18 protein-coding genes are annotated in these 20,094 nt (G+C 52.3%); 14 read left to right on the top strand and 4 right to left on the bottom strand.

Going from position 1 to position 20,094, the window contains the following annotated elements:
* Nucleotides 1-141: 141 nt before the first annotated feature.
* The 5 genes from KQI79_RS11230 to KQI79_RS11210 all read left to right on the top strand — a co-directional run bounded on the left by KQI79_RS11230 (nt 142) and on the right by KQI79_RS11210 (nt 6,278).
* A complete protein-coding gene (locus tag KQI79_RS11230) occupies nt 142-1,320 on the top strand; it encodes a galactokinase (protein WP_216538327.1) in 1,179 nt (392 codons plus the stop codon).
* Nucleotides 1,321-1,359: 39 nt separating this feature from the next.
* Entirely contained in the window at nt 1,360-2,346 is a 987-nt protein-coding gene (gene galE / locus KQI79_RS11225; RefSeq protein ID WP_216538326.1) for a UDP-glucose 4-epimerase GalE, read from the top strand.
* 4 nt (nt 2,347-2,350) lie between these two features.
* Nucleotides 2,351-3,907: a UDP-glucose--hexose-1-phosphate uridylyltransferase gene (locus tag KQI79_RS11220; protein ID WP_216538325.1), complete on the top strand. Its 1,557-nt coding sequence runs from the start codon at nt 2,351-2,353 to the stop codon at nt 3,905-3,907.
* 11 nt (nt 3,908-3,918) lie between these two features.
* Complete coding sequence (locus KQI79_RS11215) at nt 3,919-4,791, top strand: hypothetical protein (RefSeq protein ID WP_216538324.1); 873 nt, start codon at nt 3,919-3,921, stop codon at nt 4,789-4,791.
* 194 nt (nt 4,792-4,985) lie between these two features.
* Nucleotides 4,986-6,278: a homocysteine synthase gene (locus tag KQI79_RS11210; RefSeq protein WP_216538323.1), complete on the top strand. Its 1,293-nt coding sequence runs from the start codon at nt 4,986-4,988 to the stop codon at nt 6,276-6,278.
* A 56-nt stretch (nt 6,279-6,334) separates the two neighbouring features.
* On the opposite strand, the gene KQI79_RS11205 is transcribed toward KQI79_RS11210, so the two are convergent.
* From KQI79_RS11205 to KQI79_RS11195, 3 genes are all read right to left on the bottom strand, one after another.
* Nucleotides 6,335-7,132, bottom strand: a complete 798-nt coding sequence (locus KQI79_RS11205) for an ABC transporter ATP-binding protein (RefSeq protein ID WP_216538322.1) — start codon at nt 7,130-7,132, stop codon at nt 6,335-6,337.
* The gene (locus KQI79_RS11200) at nt 7,132-8,046 is read right to left on the bottom strand and encodes an ABC transporter permease (RefSeq protein WP_216538321.1); all 915 of its coding nucleotides are present in this window, start codon (nt 8,044-8,046) and stop codon (nt 7,132-7,134) included. The genes KQI79_RS11205 and KQI79_RS11200 overlap by 1 nt, the downstream gene beginning before the upstream one ends.
* Before the next feature lie 160 nt (nt 8,047-8,206).
* Entirely contained in the window at nt 8,207-9,307 is a 1,101-nt protein-coding gene (locus tag KQI79_RS11195) for an ABC transporter substrate-binding protein (protein WP_216538320.1), read from the bottom strand.
* Nucleotides 9,308-9,605: 298 nt separating this feature from the next.
* Here KQI79_RS11195 and KQI79_RS11190 point away from each other — a divergent pair, with 298 nt between their 5' ends.
* The 6 genes from KQI79_RS11190 (at nt 9,606) to KQI79_RS11165 (ending at nt 16,242) form a co-directional block, all read left to right on the top strand.
* On the top strand, nt 9,606-10,769 hold the full coding sequence (locus tag KQI79_RS11190; protein WP_216538319.1) for an iron-containing alcohol dehydrogenase: 1,164 nt from the start codon (nt 9,606-9,608) through the stop codon (nt 10,767-10,769).
* Between the two features lie 207 nt (nt 10,770-10,976).
* Nucleotides 10,977-13,277 carry a bifunctional 2',3'-cyclic-nucleotide 2'-phosphodiesterase/3'-nucleotidase gene (locus KQI79_RS11185; RefSeq protein ID WP_253298089.1) on the top strand — a complete coding sequence of 767 codons (2,301 nt, stop codon included), beginning with the start codon at nt 10,977-10,979 and terminating at the stop codon, nt 13,275-13,277.
* A gap of 111 nt (nt 13,278-13,388) precedes the next feature.
* Nucleotides 13,389-13,730: a hypothetical protein gene (locus KQI79_RS11180; RefSeq protein WP_216538317.1), complete on the top strand. Its 342-nt coding sequence runs from the start codon at nt 13,389-13,391 to the stop codon at nt 13,728-13,730.
* 247 nt (nt 13,731-13,977) lie between these two features.
* A complete protein-coding gene (locus tag KQI79_RS11175) occupies nt 13,978-14,520 on the top strand; it encodes an NfeD family membrane protein (protein ID WP_216538316.1) in 543 nt (180 codons plus the stop codon).
* A complete protein-coding gene (locus tag KQI79_RS11170; RefSeq protein ID WP_253298088.1) occupies nt 14,504-16,051 on the top strand; it encodes a flotillin lipid rafts scaffold protein FloT in 1,548 nt (515 codons plus the stop codon). The genes KQI79_RS11175 and KQI79_RS11170 overlap by 17 nt, the downstream gene beginning before the upstream one ends.
* A 53-nt stretch (nt 16,052-16,104) precedes the next feature.
* The gene (locus tag KQI79_RS11165) at nt 16,105-16,242 is read left to right on the top strand and encodes a hypothetical protein (protein WP_216538315.1); all 138 of its coding nucleotides are present in this window, start codon (nt 16,105-16,107) and stop codon (nt 16,240-16,242) included.
* Between the two features lie 82 nt (nt 16,243-16,324).
* Here KQI79_RS11165 and KQI79_RS11160 read toward each other — a convergent pair whose 3' ends face one another.
* Entirely contained in the window at nt 16,325-17,158 is an 834-nt protein-coding gene (locus KQI79_RS11160; RefSeq protein WP_216538314.1) for an AraC family transcriptional regulator, read from the bottom strand.
* A 143-nt stretch (nt 17,159-17,301) separates the two neighbouring features.
* Between KQI79_RS11160 and KQI79_RS11155 the strand changes: the two genes are divergently transcribed.
* The 3 genes from KQI79_RS11155 to KQI79_RS11145 are packed head-to-tail and all read left to right on the top strand — an operon-like array spanning nt 17,302 to nt 19,915.
* Nucleotides 17,302-18,063, top strand: coding sequence for a sugar phosphate isomerase/epimerase family protein (locus tag KQI79_RS11155; protein WP_216538313.1), 762 nt, complete (start codon nt 17,302-17,304; stop codon nt 18,061-18,063).
* Nucleotides 18,064-18,075: 12 nt separating this feature from the next.
* Entirely contained in the window at nt 18,076-19,161 is a 1,086-nt protein-coding gene (locus KQI79_RS11150) for a Gfo/Idh/MocA family protein (protein ID WP_216538312.1), read from the top strand.
* Nucleotides 19,162-19,186: 25 nt separating this feature from the next.
* Nucleotides 19,187-19,915, top strand: a complete 729-nt coding sequence (locus KQI79_RS11145) for a ThuA domain-containing protein (RefSeq protein ID WP_216538311.1) — start codon at nt 19,187-19,189, stop codon at nt 19,913-19,915.
* Nucleotides 19,916-20,094: the final 179 nt, after the last annotated feature.

The raw sequence follows: 20,094 nt of genomic DNA, 5'->3' as shown, positions 1-20,094 counted from the left end.
CATGCTACGATATCTATTTTATCTTATAAAGTCACATTAATCCATGTGAAAGCAACATCGGTTTATTACAAAAGCACAATATGTTCTGTATACTGAAATTATTACGAATGAATCATTCATCTAAAAAAAGAAGGTGAACCCATGAATCAACAGTTAAAAGAAAAGCTTCATCGAACGTTTATCGAATATTACGGGTCCGGCGATCGTCCAGTAAACGTCTTTCATGCGCCGGGTCGCGTCAACCTGATCGGAGAGCATATCGATTACAACGGAGGTTACGTGCTCCCCGCCGCGCTGGAATTCGGCACGACGCTGCTGATCAGGGCGCGCGACGACGATCGGATCTCGCTTTCGTCCGCACAGTTTCCGGAACGCGCGGAATTTGCGTACGGGCAATTGCCCGCCGCCAAGTCGGATCAATGGACGGATTACCCGACCGGCGTGATGGTCACGTTGCAGCAGGCGGGATACCCATTATCCCGCGGATACGATCTGTTGTTTCACGGCGAAATTCCGAACGGCTCGGGTCTTTCGTCCTCGGCGTCGATCGAAGTCGTGACCGCGTTTGCGCTGCTGACGCTGGAAGGACATCCGGTCGACCGCAAGCAAATCTCTTTATGGGCGCAAAAGGCGGAGAACGCTTATGTCGGGGTCAATTGCGGCATTATGGACCAGTTCGCCGTTGCCAACGGGAAGAAGGACCATGCGATTCTGCTCATGTGCGATACGCTCGAATTCGAGCTGGTTCCGTTCCAAACCGGGAACTACAAGCTCGTGATCGGCAACACGAACAAACGAAGAGGTCTCGTCGATTCCAAATACAACGAACGGCGGTCCGAGTGCGAAACGGCCGTTAACGAGTTGAAGGCGGCATTTCCGGAATTGACGCTGCTCGGCCAGCTTAATCGGGACCAATTCGCGCAGCATGCCGGCCTCATTGCAAGCGAAACGGTGCGCAAGCGCGCCAAACACGTCATCGAAGAAAACGAGCGCGTGCTGCAATCGGTGCAGAAATTGAAAGAAAACGATTTGGCGGCGTTCGGGCGTTTGATGCGGGAATCGCATCTCTCGCTGCGCGATCTGTATGAAGTAAGCTGTTTCGAGCTTGATGTCATGGTGGAAGAGGCGCTTAAAATACCGGGAGTCGTCGGATCCAGAATGACCGGAGCGGGCTTCGGCGGATGTACCGTATCTCTTGTCCGCGAAGATCAGGTCGAGCGATTCGTTCGCGAAGTAGGGGAAGCTTATGAGAAGGCGACAGGCCTGGAAGCCGCTTTCTACGTATGCGGCGTCGGCAATGGGGCGGAGCAAATCGAATAGAAAAGCAAACCTTCACAAATCTTGTTAGGGGGAAACAACATGGCTATTATGGTAACGGGCGGAGCCGGTTATATCGGCTCGCACACCGTCATGGCGCTGCTTGAGCGCGGCGAAGAGGTCGTCGTGGTGGATAACTTGCAGCAAGGGCATCGCGGCGCGGTGCAAGGCGGCAAATTGTATGTAGGAGACATACGCGACCGGGCATTTATGGATACGGTATTCGGAGAGAACGACATCGAGGCGGTGATTCATTTTGCCGCAAACTCGTTAGTTGGAGAAAGCATGCAGCATCCCGCCAAATATTACGACAACAACGTGCACGGCACGTTATGTTTGCTGGAAGCGATGAACGCTGCGGGAGTGAAGCGGATCGTGTTTTCATCCACGGCGGCGACGTACGGTGAGCCTGAGAAATTGCCGATAGAGGAAAGCGACCGGACGGAACCGACCAATGTGTACGGCGAGACCAAATTGGTGATGGAGCGAATGATGCGTTGGTTTGACAACGCTCATGGCATCAAGTATGTGTCGCTTCGCTATTTCAATGCCGCAGGCGCTCATGCCAGCGGGCTGATCGGCGAAGACCATCAACCGGAGACGCATTTGATTCCGCTTGTACTGCAAACCGCGCTGAAGCAGCGCGAATTGATTTCGATTTTCGGCGACGACTACGCTACGCATGACGGTACCTGCATTCGCGATTATATTCATGTCAGCGATTTGGCTGATGCGCATATTTTGTCGGTGCATCATTTGCGCCAAGGCCGGGAGAGCGCCATATTCAACTTGGGCAACGGCCAAGGTTTCACGGTCAAGGAAGTGATCGAAACGGCGAAGAAGGTAACCGGGATCGATATTCCGGTCGTCGTACAACAACGCCGGGCGGGGGATCCGGCGATACTCGTCGCTTCTTCGGACAAAGCGCGCTCCACGCTTGGCTGGAATCCGTCCAGAACTCGGTTGGAAGATATGATTCAAAGCGCATGGAACTGGCATGTACAACATCCGAACGGATATGGGGACTGATCTTATGACGAACGGACGACAACGAGCCGGATTGGCGATCGAACAGTTGCTGCGATTTGCGCTTCGCAAACGTTTGATTCAATCGGCGGATCTGGCCTATTGCCGCAATCAACTGCTGGATTTGTTTCAAATGCCCGAACCTTACGACGGCCCTGTCGGGGAAGAAACGTACGATGAGCCGCATGCAATGCTTGCGACGCTTATCGAGTACGGCTTCGCGCTCGGGCTTATGCCTGAGCAAAACGGAACATATGCCGACTTGCTGGACGCAAAAATTATGGGATTGCTGACCCCGAGACCTTCGGAGGTGGAGGAAACGTTCCGCCGCAATCGCGAGGAAAGCGGCGTCGAAGCGGCGACAGGAGCGTTCTACCGGCTATCCATCGATTCCAATTATATTCGGATGGACCGTATCCGGAAAAACGTATATTGGCTTCACCCTTCGGAGTTCGGCGAGATCGAAATGACGATCAATTTGTCCAAACCGGAGAAAAGTCCGCAAGAAATCGCGTTGGCCAAACAACAGACCGCGTCCTCCTATCCCAAATGCTTGCTATGTGCGGAAAATGTAGGATACGCGGGACGGCTCAATCATCCGGCCCGGCAGAATTTGCGCATTATTCCGGTTCGCCTGAACGGGGAGTCCTGGTATTTTCAATATTCGCCTTATGTGTATTACAACGAGCATTGCATCGTTTTCCATCATGATCACGTGCCGATGAAGCTGACGAGCGATACCTTTGCGCGGCTGGTTGACTTCGTGGAACAATTCCCGCATTATTTTATTGGAACGAATGCGGATTTGCCGATTGTCGGAGGATCGATTCTGACTCACGACCATTTCCAAGGGGGACATCATACGTTTCCGATCGAGAAAGCGCCGACAGAGGAGGGTTTCTCGCATCGAACGCATTCGGGATTGCGGCTGCGGATCGTGAAGTGGCCGATGTCCGTGCTGCGGTTAAGCGGGAAGAATCGCGATGCATTGCTGCGGGCGGCAAACGAGATTTATGAATCGTGGAAAGCGTATAGCGACGAGGAAGCGCAAATCTATGCATTCTCCGGCTCGGGAGCAGAACGAGTTCCGCATAACACCGTTACGCCGATCGTCCGTTTGAACGGGCAAGGCGAATTCGAGATGGATTTGGTGCTGCGGAACAACCGTACCGATGAACGGCATCCGGAGGGGATATTCCATCCGCATCGCCACCTGCATCATATTAAAAAAGAAAATATCGGACTGATCGAAGTGATGGGCGTGGCGATTTTACCGGGACGGTTAAAGCGGGAACTGGAGCAGATCGGCGCGATTTTGCGCGGCAAAACGGCCTGGAATGCGGAGGCGGCGAACGGACCGCTCGCCGGGCATGCCGCCTGGATTCAGGATCTGATTGAGCGGTACGGCATTGCCGATCGTTCCGAGGAAGAAACGATGCGAAGTTTGCAGCATGAAGTGGGAAGCAAATTTGTAGAAATTTTGTCCAACGCCGGCGTTTACAAACGGACGGAAGCGGGAAAGCAAGCGTTCCGCCGTTTTGTGCAAAGTATGGGTTGGGAATAGGAGGAAATTTCATGTCTACGACAGTGGAAACAGTGCAAACGGCCGAATGGGGCCAATGCCTCGAGCTTCGGCATGGGGATTACCGCCTGCTGGTTACGCTCGATTGCGGGCCGCGGATCATTCATTGCAGTTACCGGGACGGAAACAACATATTTTTCGAAGATCCGAAAGGCGAAATGACGAAAGACAACGGTTGGAAAATGATCGGCGGACACCGCTTATGGATCAGTCCGGAAATGTATCCCCGTACGTACGATCCGGGCAAAGAGGCGATCCAATGGGAACGCACCGGGACGGGAGCCGTCATCCGTTTTGCGGAACGGGGCTTGACGGACGCGGATAAAGAGATCGAAATCGGCTTCGAAGGGGATCGGATTCGACTCGATCATCGGATCCGCAATGCGGGCGCTTGGCCGATCGAATTCGCGCCTTGGGCGCTATCCGTCTTGGCCGCGGGAGGAACGGCAATCGTGCCTCAGCCGAACCGGGACACGGGGCTGCTGCCGAACCGTAAATTGATTCTATGGCCGTATACGGATATGTCCGACGAACGCGTCGAATGGGGCAAGGATCATATCGTCGTGCGGCAAATGCCGGACCGTCCTCCGTTCAAGTTCGGTTTGAATAACGAGCATGGCTGGGCGGCTTATTATAATAACGGCGTTATTTTCAAAAAAACATACACACATATCATGGAAGCGGAATACCCGGATTTCGGCAGTTCTTTCGAACTTTATACGAACGGCCATTTTATCGAGATCGAGACGCTGGGCGCTTTGCAAAACGTTCAGCCCGGAGAACAAGTTGCGCATCGCGAATATTGGCAATTGGAAGCTTGTCCGAGTGAAGAGCGGTTTCTCGCTCTGGCGAAAGAGTGGCAATAATCGAACGATTTTTCAGCCTGCAGTGCTTTGCATTGCGGGTTTTTTGTTATATAATAGTGAATAAGTATAAAACAAAGTATTCTTAGTTATTTACTATGAATAGTCTTTTATTTTTGCTGAAGATATGAGACAATGGAAATGTTAAAATTTGAAAAGCCCATTATTGTTACATGATATTAAGGGAGGAACTGTGTATGTCACAAGAACGCAATTATTTATTTGATACGCTTGCTGTCCATGCGGGACAGGAAATCGATCCGACGACGCTGTCGCGCGCGGTGCCGTTGTACCAAACGACTTCCTACGGCTTCCGCGATACCGACCATGCAGCCGATTTATTCGCCTTGAAAGAGTTCGGCAACATTTATACGCGCATTATGAACCCGACGACGGATGTATTCGAGAAAAGGGTTGCCGCGCTCGAAGGCGGTCAGGCGGCGCTTGCTACTTCCTCCGGTCAGGCGGCGATCACGTTCGCGATTCTGAATATTGCCGGCTCCGGCGATGAAATCGTATCCGCGTCGAGCTTGTACGGCGGTACATATAATTTATTCTCGACGACGCTCGCTAAGCTGGGCATCAAGGTTCATTTCGTCGATCCGAGCGATCCGGAAAATTTCCGCGCGGCGATCAACGGCAAGACGAAAGCGCTGTTCGCGGAAACGATCGGGAATCCGCGCGGCGACGTGCTCGATATCGAAGCGGTGGCGAACATCGCTCATGAACACGGAATTCCGCTCATCGTCGACAATACGTTCCCGAGCCCCTATTTGCTTCGTCCGCTTGAGCATGGGGCGGATATCATCGTTCATTCCGCAACGAAATTTATCGGCGGCCACGGCACTTCGATCGGCGGCGTCATTGTGGACGGCGGCAAATTCGACTGGAAAGCGAGCGGCAAATTTCCGGGCTTGACGGAGCCCGATCCGAGTTATCACGGAGTTGTGTACACCGACGCGGTAGGACCGATCGCGTATATTATTAAAGCGCGCGTCCAACTGCTGCGCGACATGGGTTCCTCCATCTCGCCGTTTAACTCGTTCTTGCTGCTGCAAGGATTGGAGACGCTGCATCTGCGTATGGAGCGCCATAGCTCGAACGCGCTCAAAGTGGCGCAGTTCCTTGAGGCGCACGAGGCGGTCGAGTGGGTGAACTATCCGGGCTTGCCGAGCCATCCGTCCTATAAGCTTGCGCAAAAATATTTGCCGAAAGGCCAAGGCGCCATTATGACGTTCGGCATTAAAGGCGGCGTCGAAGCGGGGCGCAAATTGATCAACCATGTCAAGTTGTTCTCTCATCTCGCCAACGTAGGCGATTCGAAGTCGCTCATCATTCATCCGGCCAGCACGACGCATCAGCAGTTGAACGAGCAGGAGCAGCTTTCCGCGGGGGTTACGCCAGGCATGGTGCGCCTGTCTATCGGTACGGAAGCGATCGAAGACATCATCTACGATCTCGAGCAGGCGATTGCCGCAAGCCAGCAATAATTGCATATTATCATATAAGAAGGCTGTCCCTCCGGGGAACAGCCTTCTTATATGGTTTAGGAACCGAGCACGACGCGGTCGTCCACAAATTTCTCGCCGCGAATTTTTTCGAATTCATGCAACAGTTTCTCCACCGTTAAATCTTGTTTGTCCGCCGTCTTGATATCGAGAATGATCCTTCCTTTATCCATCATAATCAATCGGTTGCCAAGACGAATCGCCTGCTCCATGTTATGGGTGACCATTAATGTCGTCAGATGGAAATCTTCCACGATTTGTTTCGTCAGCCGCGTAATCAATTCCGCCCGGGAAGGATCGAGCGCGGCGGTATGTTCGTCCAGCAGCAAAATTTGCGGTTCGGTAAACGTAGCCATCAATAAACTTAACGCTTGCCGTTCTCCGCCGGATAATAGGCCGACTTTGGCATTGAGCCTGTTCTCCAATCCGATGCCCAGCTTCAGCAAATGCTCGCGGAAGATGGCGCGCCGTTTATTCGTGACGCCAAGACGCAAGCCGCGCTTTTTGCTGCGCGCGTACGCCAATGCCAAATTTTCCTCGATCGTCATGGACGGCGACGTACCCGCCATCGGGTCTTGGAATACGCGTCCGATCCATTGGCTGCGCCGATATTCGGGCAAGTTTGACATATCTTTGCCGCCGATTTTCACTTGTCCGATGTCGGGCTGCATGACGCCGGATATAATGTTCATCAGCGTCGATTTTCCCGCTCCGTTGCTGCCGATGACGGTTACGAAATCGCCTTTCTCCAACTGCAAGTCGATGTTCGTCAAAGCGATTTTCTCATCCGGCGTGTCCGCATTAAATATTTTCGTTACGTTATGAATGTTAAGCATTAACGCGCACCTCCGTTTTTCGCCGTCATTTGCTCGCTTCGTTTTTTGCCCACCAGCTTGGAACGGAATCGTTTCTGAATCATCGGCAGCGTCAAGGCGAGAATAACGATCAATGCCGTAATAAGCTTCATATCTTGCGCATTCAGGCCGATTCGTAGCGCAATGACGATGATCATGCGGTAAATAATCGCGCCCAGCATGACGGCGAGCGTGACGCGGAACACCGTTTTCGTGCCGAAGATCGCTTCCCCGATAATAACGGAGGCCAAACCGATGACGATCATGCCGACACCCATTTGGACTTCGGCATAACCGGAGTTTTGCGCGACGAACGAGCCGGCCAGAGCGACAAGCGCGTTGGACAAGCTGACGCCGATAATGATCGTACGGTCGGTATGCACGCCGAAACTGCGAATCATCCGGGCGTTGTCGCCGGTCGCGCGCAGCGCCATGCCGAGTTCCGTATGCAGAAACCAATCGAGCGCAAGTTTAATGGCGATGACGACGACGGCCATGACGGCAATCATGATCCAAGGATTGTCCAGCCAGGAATAGATCGTCGTCTTGCCGAGCAACGGAATGTTCGGCTTTCCCAAAATGCGCAAATTGATGGAGTACAAGGCGATCATCATTAAAATACCGGACAATAACGGATTAATTTTTCCTTTCGTATGCAATATGCCGGTTAACATACCTGCGATGGCTCCCCCAACGAAAGCGAAGAGAGAAGCAAGGACCGGATGAATTCCAGCCGTAATCGAGACGGCGGCGATCGCCGCGCCCGTTACGAAGCTCCCGTCCACGGTTAAATCCGGAAAATCCAATACCCGGAACGTTAAATAAACGCCCAAGGCCATAATTGCATAAAGGACGCCAGATTCCAGCGAACTTTGAAGCAATGGTATGATAGTCATAAACTTGCCGCCTCCTCCATAGATCCTTAAGTCAATGTAATTGAATGCGAAAACGAGTCGATTTCCGTAAAAGTGCGTGTTCGAAAAGTCGACTTTTTGAACAACCTCTTAAAGCAAAGGGAGAGCAGCCTAGCCAGTAGACTACCCTCTTGTCCTCTTCTTATTGTCTTTCGATTTTCTCGAACAGGTTCTCCGGTTTCGTTACCATCGCTTTGATCGCATCGGTCACTTCGATGCCTTGGTTAGCTCCGGCTTCCAAGTTGATCGCCAGATCGAGCGTTTCCGGATAGCTTGCAGGAACGTCAGCCGGCTTCTTGCCGTTTTTCAGGATTTCCACGGCCATTTTGCCTGTCGTATACCCGAGATCGTAATATTCGAATCCGTACGATGCGAAGCCGCCGCGTTTCACCGAATCTTTCTCCGGCACGAACAACGGAATTTTATTTTTCTCGGCTACTTGAATGACCGATTCCAAAGAGCTGACGATCGTGTTGTCCGAAGGGACGTACATCGCTTGCACCTTGCCGACTAACGATTCTGCCGCCAGTTTGACGTCGGAGCTGTTCACGACCGGTGCCTTTACTACTTTCAGGCCGAGCTTTTCCAAGGAGTCGGCTGCGATTTGCACGTTCACCGCGGAGTTCGCTTCGCCTTCGTTCGTAATGATGCCTACCGTTTCGACGTTCGGAAATTGATTTTTAATAAATTCCATCAGTTTCGGCACGGCATCCGGATGGAGGTCGGCTGTGCCGGTCACGTTGCCGCCGGGAGATTCCATGCTTTGCACCAATCCGGCATCCACCGGGTCGGTTACGGCCGTAAACAAAATCGGCGTATCTTTCATGGCCTGCGCTGCAGCTTGCGCCGACGGAGTCGCGATCGCTAACACCAGATCTTTTTTGTCGGATGCGAATTTCTGGGCGATCGAAGTGTTGATGCCCGCGTCGTTTTGCGCGTTTTGGAAATCGATTTTCGCCGTTTGGCCATCGATATAACCGGCATCCTTCAACGCTGCTTCGAAGCCTTCGCGCGCCGCGTTCAAGGAAGGATGTTCAACATATTGAATGATTCCGATATTGACGGTTTTGGCCGGTTCCCCCGATTGTCCCGTTTCTCCGGAACCTGTCTGCGATTCCGATTGCGTGTTCGTTTCGCCTGTCGAACCGTTCGGTTCGCTGCCTCCGGAACCGCTGCCGGAGCAGCCGGCGACGATGACGAGGATGGCTGATAATAGTGCGATTAATGTCAGTTTGAATTTCATGTTGCATTTCCCCCTTCATTTCATTTTTTCGTCGGTTTAACTGTTCACTGCATAAAAGCATAAACAATTTAAAGCGGTCTGCTATCATTATATCTATATATCGCTGCACGTCAATGCAATCCCTTCGATTTATAGCGAAAATTTGCGGTTTTCGCCCAATCGAATTGGATGCAATAGGGGAAGCGGAAAGTTATCGGTCCGATTGTGGCAAAAAGCGTTGACTCCTTGAAGCGATTAGGCAATGCTATATAAGGAAGGGATATGACAGTTTACGATGTTAATAAGGAGGGTTCTGCTTATGAATTCGTTCACGTTTCACAATCCGACGAAATTGATTTTCGGCGCGGGACAGTTGCAGCAATTGAAGGAAGAAGTTCCGAAATACGGCAAGCGCGTATTGTTGCTGTACGGGGGAGGCAGCATCAAGCGCAACGGCATATACGACAACGTAATCCGGTTGTTGGACGAAATCGGCGCGGCGGTCGTCGAGTTGGGCGGCGTCGAGCCCAATCCGCGCCTTTCGACGGTTCAGCGCGGCGTCGATCTATGCCGCGGCGAGGGGATCGAGTTGATTCTTGCCGTCGGAGGCGGCAGCGTCATCGATTGCGCGAAGGCGATTGCGGCCGGCTCCCGATATGAAGGCGACGTCTGGGATTTCTATACGCGCAAGGCGACGGCCAAGGATGCGCTGCCGATCGGAACGGTGCTTACGATCGCGGCGACGGGATCGGAAATGAACGGCTCCACCGTCGTTACGAATTGGGAAACGAAAGAAAAGCTCGGTTGGGGCAGTCCGTACGTCTACCCGAAATTTTCGATTCTCGACCCGCATCATACGATGTCGCTTCCGCGGGATCAGACCGTATACGGCATGGCCGATATTATGTCGCATGTGTTCGAGCATTATTTCCATCGGGAGACGAATACGCCGTTGCAGGACGGATTTTGCGAAGCGCTGCTGCGCACGGTGATCGAAGCGGCGCCGAAGCTGGTGAACGATTTGCAAAGCTACGAACAGCGGGAGACGATATTGTATTGCGGCACGATGGCGTTGAACGGAATATTGAATATGGGATACCGCGGCGATTGGGCGACGCACGATATCGAGCATGCCGTCTCCGCCGTATACGATATTCCGCACGGGGGAGGGCTCGCCATTCTGTTCCCGAATTGGATGACATATGTATTGGAAGAGAATGTGGGCCGGTTTAAACAATTTGCCGTGAACGTGTTCGGCGTTCGCGCGGAAGGCCGAAGCGACCGCGAAGTCGCGGAAGAAGGCATCGCGGCATTGCGGCGGTTCTGGACGTCGATCGGAGCTCCCGGCCGTTTGGCCGATTACGGCATAGACGATTCGCAGCTTGAAGCGATGGCCGACAAAGCGACGAAATTCGGGCCGATCGGAAACTTTAAGAAGCTGAACCGGCAAGACGTGTTGAACATTTACCGCTCGGCGCTGTAGAGGGGGGCGCAAGCTTCGTTTTACGCGCTATTTCCGATCAGGGAGGCGAAAATGAAACTTTCTTTCTCCGATTGACAAATAGATAGAAATATCGTTTACTAAAAATGGGGTATTTTACCACATCCGATGCGCAGTTTCCCTGCGGGGGCGATATGCCGTTTTATGCCGGGAACTGCGCTTCACCAAACTTGTCAGGAGGGATTTGGTTTGAAATTGAAAGCGTTTTCCCTATGTCGTTCTCTCATTGTTCCCGCATTAAGTTTGATTTTGGCCTTCCCTGCCATATCGTCGGCAGCGGACGCCAAAAACCCCGAGCTCAAGCTCCGCATCATGGAGACGACAGACATTCACGTCAATCTTGTGAACTACGATTATTACAAAGACAGTGCAACCGACGAATTCGGCCTGGCAAAAACGGCAACGCTGATCAAAAAGTACAGGGAAGAAGCAAAGAACAGTCTGCTGTTCGATAACGGCGATCTGATTCAAGGAAATCCGCTCGGCGATGTGATGGCCAAGATCGATCCGTTGAAGGAAGGCGAAGTCCATCCTGTCTATAAAGCGATGAATCTGTTGGATTACGATGCGGGCAATATCGGCAATCATGAATTCAATTACGGCCTTGAATTTCTGGACAGATCTTTACAAGGCGCCAATTTCCCATACGTCAATTCCAATGTTTATATCGACGATAAAGACGGCAATCCCGACAACGACAAAAATTATTTCACGCCGTACCTGATTTTGGATCGTACATTCAAGGACGAGAGCGGCCAGGATCAGAAATTGAAAGTCGGCGTCATCGGCTTTGTACCTCCGCAAGTGATGAATTGGGATAAAGCGCATTTGGAAGGCAAAGTAACCGTGAATGGAATCGTCGAGTCGGCCGAGAAATTCGTTCCGAAGATGAAAGCGGAGGGCGCGGATATCGTCGTCGCGATTCCGCATTCGGGTTTCGGTTCGATCGAAAGCACGAACAACGACGAAAACGCCGCCTATTTGTTAAGTAAAGTGCCGGGGATCGACGTCATCCTGTTCGGGCATGCCCATGTCACGTTCCCGAGCGACAATTTCGCAGGTCCCGCGGGCGTGGATTTAGCCAAGGCCGGCGTAGATATGAGGAAAGGAACGATTAACGGCGTCGCGGCCGTCGAGCCCGGTTTCTGGGGAGACCATCTGGGCGTCGTCGATCTGCAATTGCAGAAGACGGACGGAACGTGGAAAGTGATCGATTCCCAGTCGAGCGTCGTGCCGATTTACGATAAGACGAATAAAAAAGCGCTGGCCGAGGCCGATCAAACGGTTGTCGATGCGGTGAAATCCGAGCACGAAGCCACGTTGAAATACGTGCGCGGTTCGGTGGGAACGTCGACGGCTCCGATCAACAGTTATTTCGCGCTCATTCAAGACGATCCGTCCATCCAAATCGTAACCAACGCGCAGAAGTGGTATGTGGAGAAACATATAAAAGGCACGGAGCTGGACGGCATCCCGGTGCTGTCGGCGGGCGCTCCGTTTAAAGCAGGCGGACGCAATGGCGCAAGCTACTATACGGACATTCCGGCAGGAAGCCTTGCCGTCAAAAATATGGCCGATCTCTACGTCTATCCGAACACGCTGCAGGCCGTTGTTGTGACAGGGGAGCAAGTGAAAGATTGGCTCGAGATGTCCGCGGGACAGTTCAACCAAATCGACGCGAGCAAGAAGGAAGAACAACCTTTGATCAATGCCGGCTTCCCGACATACAATTTTGACGTGATTGACGGCGTTCGCTATCAAATCGATGTGACGCAGCCGGCCAAATACGATATCGGCGGCAAATTGCTCAATCCGGACGCGAATCGCATCAAGGATTTGACGTTTGAAGGGAAACCGATCGCCAAAGACAAGAAGTTTCTGATCGTCACCAATAATTACCGCGCGAGCGGCGGGGGCAATTTCCCGGGCATTGACGGGACGAATATTGCAATCGAATCCCCGGACGAAAACCGGCAAATCATCATCGATTATATTCGCGAGAACGGCACGATCAATCCGGCGGCTGACGGAAACTGGTCGCTGGCTCCGATCGAAGGGGACGCGTTGGTTACATTTGAAACATCGCCCAAAGCGAAGGATATTGCCGAGCAATACCATCTGAAGTATGTGAGCGAGGACAAAGAAACGGGATTCGCCAAATTTGCCTTGGATTTTGCCGGCATGGCGGCATCGGGCGGCTTGAACGAAACCGAGGAGAAGCCCGCCGATCCGGCCCAGCCTGCGGAGGAACCGGCGCAGGAGCATGGCGGCGAAGCGGCGGAACCGGAAGTAACGGTCGAACCGGCTAAGCCTGCGGAAGGAAACGGACAGGCGAAAACCGAGCAGATTTATATCGTGAAGAAGGGCGACGTATTATCGAGAATCGCCTTGAAATACGGGTTGGACTGGCGGGAATTGGCGAAATACAACGGATTGAAAAACCCGCATCTCATATTGATCGGACAGCAGATCAAAATTCCGGTTAACTAATTGCAAGTTGAAGTATTACCGTCCGCTTTCCTCTAAGAAGGCGGGCGGTTTCATTTCCACAAACGATTCGATAAGGATGAGCAAAGTTTAACGGACTTTGGAGGCCTTACTTTGTCCAATAACGCTGTTTTGGCGGAGTTAGCGGATTTTGAGGTCTCTATTTTTATCGAAACTCCAAAAACCAAAGATTCTCAGGCCGATTGCGACATGGTAACGGTTCGAAAATCCGTTAATTCCGAAAATTCGGATGAAACGAGAAAAATAAGACCTTGGAAATCCGTTATATTGTCATGGAACCGTATCCCGGCTAGAAGATGTCATGCAGCGCTAGTGGGGTCTAACTGCAAAAATCCGTCTAATGCGCGGCACAACCGCCTTGTGATGCAAAGCAACTGCAAATATCCAACTAAACAAGCTACAGTTTCCTATTTATGTAAATTTGGGCGAGATTAGCTGGAAAAATGCACTTACTAGGGCCGTTTCCGCCCAAATCGGGTAATGTAAATGAAAATTGCAGTTACATAGAGTGAGCTTGACGAAGACCGTCTATGCGGGAAGCGGCGATTTAGCGTATTTCCGTATTGTAAAGTCCATATCTATGCTTCATAATTGGTTATAGTCCCAATATATTGAAACGATCGGGATTTAACAGCGTATTACTTCATATAAGGAAGTAACGGGTGAACAGGAGGGGGAGCGCATGATTACGCTATTTTGGGCTTGTTTGGCGGGAGGCGCTTTGTTCGCCGTCGTATCGGTAGTGCTCGGCGATTTAATGAGCAATGCGCTGGACGGTCTGCTCGACTTTTTGTCTGTCGACTTTTTGCAGCCGATGGTGATCGCGAGCGCCGTTACCGCGTTTGGCGGCGCCGGCATCTTGCTTGACAAGTATACGGATCTCGGATGGATTGCCGTTCTGGCGTTGGCCGTTATCATTGCCGTATTGCTTGGCGCCGCGGTCTATTTCGGATACGTCAAACCGATGGCGAACAGCGAAGTTTCAACCGGGTTTTCGCTTCAGGATTTAGCCGGTAAAGTCGGCCGCGTCACAGTGGCCATCCCCGCTCACGGATACGGGGAAGTGATGGTGCGGGTCGGCGCCGGCAATACGAATCAGATCGCATCGAGCTTCGATGCTGCCGATATCCCGGCCGGAGCCGAAATTGTCGTGATCGATGTGAAGGAAAGCGTCCTCCGCGTATCCCAATTCGAAATAGGAAAAGGAGATGAGCAGCATGCCTGATTTTATGTTGGTTCCCGCCATCGTCGTAGGGGTCATCGTCGTGTTGGGGCTCGCGTTTTGGGCGAGATACAAGACGGTCGGACCGGATGCGGCGATGATCGTAACCGGATCTTTTCTCGGAAGCAAAAATATTGCCACCGACGATTCGGGGCGGAAAATCAAAATCGTCCGCGGAGGCGGCGCCTTTATTTGGCCGATTTTTCAACGGTCGCAATTTCTATCGCTATTATCCCATAAGCTTGATGTTTCGACACCGGAAGTTTATACGGAACAAGGCGTTCCGGTTATCGCCGACGGCGTTGCGATTATTAAAGTGGGCGGTTCCGTAGAAGACGTGGCGACGGCCGCGGAACAGTTCATGGGCAAGCCGATCGAATCTTTGAAGAGCGAAGCCCAAGAAGTGCTCGAAGGCCATCTGCGGGCGATTCTAGGTTCGATGACGGTCGAGGAAGTGTACCGCAACCGCGACAAATTCGCGCAAGAAGTGCAGGGCGTGGCGGCCAGAGATTTGAAAAAAATGGGGCTGCAAATCGTTTCCTTCACCATTAAGGACGTACGCGACAAGCAAGGATATTTGGACGCGCTTGGGAAACCGCGGATTGCCGCCGTTAAGCGCGATGCCGAAATTGCGGAAGCGGAGGCTATGCGCGACGCCCGCATCCAGAAAGCGAAGGCCGAGGAAGAAGGTCAGAAGGCCGAATTATTGCGCGATACGAATATCGCGGAGGCGTCGAAAGAAAAAGAATTGAAAGTCGCCTCGTTTAAGAAGGAACAAGATACGGCCAAGGCCGAAGCGGACCAAGCCTACCACATTCAGGAGGCAAGAGCGAAGCAGACGATGGTCGAGGAGCAGATGAAGGTCGAATTGGTTCGCAAAGAGCGGGAAATCGATCTGCAGGAAAAAGAAATTCTCGTGCGCCAAAAACAATACGACGCGGAAGTGAAGAAAAAAGCGGATGCGGACAAATATGCCGTCGAGCAGGCGGCGGAAGCGGAGAAATCGCGGAAAATGCGCGAAGCGGAGGCGCTGCAATATTCCATCGAAGCGCAAGCGAAGGCGAATGCGGAGCAGAAGCGGCTCGACGGTCTGGCCATTGCCGAAGCGGAACGGGCGAAAGGTACCGCGGATGCGGAAGTGATCCGGCTGCGCGGTTTGGCGGAAGCGGAAGCGAAGGAAAAGCTGGCCGAAGCGTTCCAGAAATTCGGCGAAGCGGCGGTGCTCGATATTATCGTCAAAATGCTGCCTGAACTTGCCGAACGGATCGCCGCTCCTTTGCAATCGATCGATAAGCTGACCGTTGTCGATACGGGGAACGGGGAAGGCGCCGCCAGAGTCAGCAATTATGTGACGCAATTGATGGCAACGGCGCCGGAAATGCTCAAGAGCGTGTCCGGGATCGACCTTGAGCGGCTCATTCAAGGCTTGACGCAAAAAACAAGCGCTTCGGCCGCCAAATCCGCGCTGCCTGCAGGCAAAGCGCCGAAAGACGGCAACGTCACGGCCGACAAGCCTGCGAGCGATAAAGAATAACTTGGTTGAAAGCGGGGGAAAATCGGCATCCTATGGCGAGGAGGTGATGTTCCTTGCCGAACAACAAAGCAGAGAAAAAGAACAACCTGCAAAACAAATCGCGTTTGAAGGAAGAAGCGATAACGCTGCAGGCGGATAAAGCCGCGGACTATCCCCCGAGCTTGAACAATATCAATAAACGCGAACAATAAAAGATAAACAATGCCCCCTGCGAAGGCACGGATTCGATCTGTCGTGCCGGCAGGGGGCATTCTTGTCGCCGTCTGCCGGCGTCTATTTCCTCCGGTTTAGTTCGCGGTACCGGCTGGGGGACACGCCCAACTTGGATCGGAACGTCCGGTGGAAATACGAATAACTGCGAAAACCGCATGCTTCCGCGATATGCTCCAACGTATACGAACTGTATTCGATCCGTTCGCAAGCAATGGACAACCGCACTTCGATCGCGTAATCCATGATCGATTGTCCGAACGTTTCTTTAAATAAATGGCCCGCGCGCGACGGGCTAAGCCCGACATGCCTCGCGACTTGCTCCAGCGTAAACTGCTCCGTGGCGCGCTGCTCCACGAAATACTTCATCTGGTCGCATAAAGCGGCATAACGCGATTTGCGCGGCGAAGCGCCGTATTCATCCATCATTCGGTCGAGCATAAGGAAAAACGTCATCGTCAAATATTTGGAAATCTCTTCGATTTGATCGTGAACCCGCCGTTTCTCCTGCGCAATTTGCCGCCACACCGTCAACAGCCGGTCGTCGAGACCGAGGCTTAATTTTTTCGGCCTGTCCGCATCCTTCCACCATTGATCGATCCAGGTTCCCGTTAAGATGAGATAATAATCCATGCTGTTGAATCTTGGCAGCGTTTCGTTCGTGTACGGATTATGGTACCCGATTTTCAACTCGTAATCGTCGCCCGGCTGAAACAGCAGCAAGTCGCCCGACCGAACGGTGACGTACGATTCGTCGATCCATGTATGGGCATATCCTTCCGTCTGCAGCCTGACGAGGTAATGAGCTATTTTTTCTTTCGAGTAGTACGGTTTCAAATGTCTTGCGTTTCCTACGGATAATACGTTTACATCGACCTGTTCCGGTTCATGCTTCATGTTCGATCATCCTCTTCCAGATAGCTAAGTTAGCAAAATAGTTCATGAATAGGTGATATCATTCATTCCCATTATAACGATGATGAGGGTAGAATAGAATAGAGTATTCGGAATCTATAATGAAGGAGAGGCGGGATGCGTCTATGAAAGTCGGATTGCAATTGTATACGCTGCGCGAGGAAACGGCCGGCGATTTCGTCGGAACGTTACAGCGGGTCGCCGAGATCGGATATGCCGGAGTCGAGTTTGCAGGTTACGGGGGGCTGCAGCCCGAGCGGTTGAAACAGGTTTTGGACGAACTCGGTCTTGCCGCCGTAGGAAGCCATGTCGGCTTGGAACGGCTTCGCGAGCATTTGGACGAAGAAATCGCCATGAACGTGGCAATCGGAAGCCGTTATGTGGTATGTCCGTATTTATCGGAAGAGGACCGTTCGGAAGCAGGGCTGCCGGGAACGATCGCCGTTTTTGCGGAAGCGAGCCGCAGATTGGGCGAACACGGTATCCGTTTCGGATACCATAACCATGATTTTGAGTTTACGGAGAAGATCGGGGACAAGCTGTTGTTCGATCAAATCTTTGCCTCGATGACGCCCGAACAATTGCAAATTGAGCTTGACGTATGCTGGGTGCGGCACGGAGGCTATGATCCCGTCGATTATATCGGCAAATATGCCGGAAGAGTTCCGCTTATTCATTTGAAAGATTTACGGACATTGCAAGACGGCCGCGGGCAAACCGTCATTTTGGGACAAGGGGAACTGGACTTGAAAGCGGTTATCGAAGCGGGCGGCAAGGCGGGCGTCGAATGGTTCGTCGTGGAGCAGGACGAATGCCAGGAACCGCCTCTGGCAAGCGTAACAAGCAGTATGGAATGGTTAAAGCAACATTCGGATCTCATATCGTAGGAGGATGACATCATGTCTAACATATATCGCGTCGGAATGATCGGCTGCGGCGGCATCGCAGTCGGCAAACATATGACCAGTCTGAAGAAATTGCCGAACGTGGAGATGGCGGCTTTTTGCGACGTTAGCTTTGAACGCGCTCAGGAAGCGGCCGAGCGATTCGGAAGCGCCGACGCTAAAGTATATCGCGATTATAAAGAATTGATTGACGATCAATCGATCGATATCGTACATGTTTGTACGCCGAACGATACGCATGCGGAAATCTCGATCGCCGCTATGGAAGCGGGAAAGCATGTCATGTGCGAAAAGCCGATGGCGAAGACGGCCGCGGAAGCGAGAATGATGGTGGAAGCGGCCAAGCGGACAGGCAAAAAATTAACGATCGGTTATAACAACCGGTTCCGGGCGGACAGCCGATATTTGCACCGGCTCTGCTCGGACGGCGAACTGGGCGAAATTTATTTTGCGAAAGCCCATGCGATTCGCCGGCGCGCCGTGCCGACATGGGGCGTTTTTCTGGATGAAGAGAAGCAGGGCGGAGGACCGTTGATCGATATTGGTACGCATGCGCTCGATCTGACGTTGTGGATGATGAACAACTACAAGCCGAAAGTAGTGCTCGGCACTTCCTACCATAAGCTATCGGCGAAGGAAAATGCCGCGAACGCTTGGGGACCTTGGGATCCGCAAAAATTTACGGTTGAGGATTCCGCATTCGGCATGATTACGATGGAAAACGGAGCGACAGTGCTGCTTGAGTCGAGCTGGGCGCTGAACACGCTGCAGGTGGGCGAAGCGAAATGCACGCTGTGCGGCACCGAAGGCGGAGCCGATATGTGGGACGGTTTGACGATTAACGGGGAAAAGCATGCAAGATTATACGAACAGAAAATTCAGCTGGATGCGGGCGGGGTCGATTTCTACGACGGCAGCGGGGACAACCCGGCGGATGTAGAGATGCGGCTATGGATCGAAGCGATCGAGAACGATACGGATCCGGTTGTCACGCCGGAGCAAGCTTGCGTCGTCTCGGAAATATTGGAGGCGATCTACGAATCGGCTCGGACGGGAAAAGCGGTTTATTTCAACAACTAATGACGGAAATGAAGGAGAATAACCAATGTCAGCTACGTTAAACGTTACCGTTTGGAATGAATTTCGCCATGAGAAACAGCATGATCGCGTTAAGGAAGTGTATCCCGACGGGATTCATACGGCCATCGCCGCAGGCTTGTCCGGAACGTACGCGGTACGCACCGCTACGCTGGACGAGAACGATCACGGCCTAACCGACGAGGTGCTGCAATCGACGGACGTGTTGATTTGGTGGGGACATATGGCTCATGACGAGGTAAAGGACGAAATCGTGCAAAAAGTGTATGAGCGCGTGCTGCAAGGGATGGGACTGATCGTGCTGCATTCCGGCCACTTCTCGAAAATATTTAAAAAATTAATGGGCACGAGCTGCGACCTGAAATGGCGGGAAGCGGGAGAAAAGGAAAGACTCTGGGTCGTGTCGCCCGGTCACCCGATCGCGGAAGGGATCGGCGAATATATCGAGCTGCCGCAAGAAGAAATGTACGGCGAGCATTTCGATATTCCGCAGCCGGATGAGCTCGTATTCGTCAGCTGGTTCGCAGGCGGAGAAGTATTCCGCAGCGGCTGCTGTTATTCGCGCGGCCAAGGGAAAATCTTCTATTTTCGTCCCGGCCACGAAACGTATCCGACCTATTATAATGAAGAAATTCGGCGCGTGATCGCGAACGCTGCCGCTTGGGCGGCGCCTTCCGGCCGGATTGCGCCGAAATACGGCAACGCGAAGCCGCTTGAAGCGATCGGCGGGGAATGATACACGATAAAATGGATGGAATTATTTCATATTTTTGCTAAACTATAGATGCAATTGAATATAGGATCTCGGAATAAACCGGGCGATTGAGGCTCAATTTGGGGTGCTTGAGTTAAAATTATCGATGTAAACGTGTTTTTGAAAGCAATTTTCAAAAATGCGTATGCTAAAGAACCCGA

This window comes from Paenibacillus sp. MSJ-34 (assembly GCF_018918005.1).
In the GTDB taxonomy this organism is placed as follows: Bacteria; Bacillota; Bacilli; order Paenibacillales; family Paenibacillaceae; genus MSJ-34.
Note: the sequence above shows the minus strand (reverse complement) of the source record. Positions and strands in the feature narration are given on the sequence as shown.

Bases quoted from the DNA above. Each gene is read 5' to 3' on its own strand.
- KQI79_RS11230 (WP_216538327.1), top strand. From the start codon at position 142: ATGAATCAACAGTTAAAAGAAAAGCTTCATCGAACGTTTATCGAATAT.
- KQI79_RS11190 (WP_216538319.1), top strand. From the start codon at position 9,606: ATGAATTCGTTCACGTTTCACAATCCGACGAAATTGATTTTCGGCGCG.
- KQI79_RS11220 (WP_216538325.1), top strand. From the start codon at position 2,351: ATGACGAACGGACGACAACGAGCCGGATTGGCGATCGAACAGTTGCTG.
- KQI79_RS11155 (WP_216538313.1), top strand. From the start codon at position 17,302: ATGAAAGTCGGATTGCAATTGTATACGCTGCGCGAGGAAACGGCCGGC.
- KQI79_RS11205 (WP_216538322.1), bottom strand. From the start codon at position 7,132: ATGCTTAACATTCATAACGTAACGAAAATATTTAATGCGGACACGCCG.
- KQI79_RS11210 (WP_216538323.1), top strand. From the start codon at position 4,986: ATGTCACAAGAACGCAATTATTTATTTGATACGCTTGCTGTCCATGCG.
- KQI79_RS11150 (WP_216538312.1), top strand. From the start codon at position 18,076: ATGTCTAACATATATCGCGTCGGAATGATCGGCTGCGGCGGCATCGCA.
- KQI79_RS11175 (WP_216538316.1), top strand. From the start codon at position 13,978: ATGATTACGCTATTTTGGGCTTGTTTGGCGGGAGGCGCTTTGTTCGCC.
- KQI79_RS11170 (WP_253298088.1), top strand. From the start codon at position 14,504: ATGAGCAGCATGCCTGATTTTATGTTGGTTCCCGCCATCGTCGTAGGG.
- galE (WP_216538326.1), top strand. From the start codon at position 1,360: ATGGCTATTATGGTAACGGGCGGAGCCGGTTATATCGGCTCGCACACC.
- KQI79_RS11200 (WP_216538321.1), bottom strand. From the start codon at position 8,046: ATGACTATCATACCATTGCTTCAAAGTTCGCTGGAATCTGGCGTCCTT.
- KQI79_RS11215 (WP_216538324.1), top strand. From the start codon at position 3,919: ATGTCTACGACAGTGGAAACAGTGCAAACGGCCGAATGGGGCCAATGC.
- KQI79_RS11145 (WP_216538311.1), top strand. From the start codon at position 19,187: ATGTCAGCTACGTTAAACGTTACCGTTTGGAATGAATTTCGCCATGAG.
- KQI79_RS11195 (WP_216538320.1), bottom strand. From the start codon at position 9,307: ATGAAATTCAAACTGACATTAATCGCACTATTATCAGCCATCCTCGTC.
- KQI79_RS11160 (WP_216538314.1), bottom strand. From the start codon at position 17,158: ATGAAGCATGAACCGGAACAGGTCGATGTAAACGTATTATCCGTAGGA.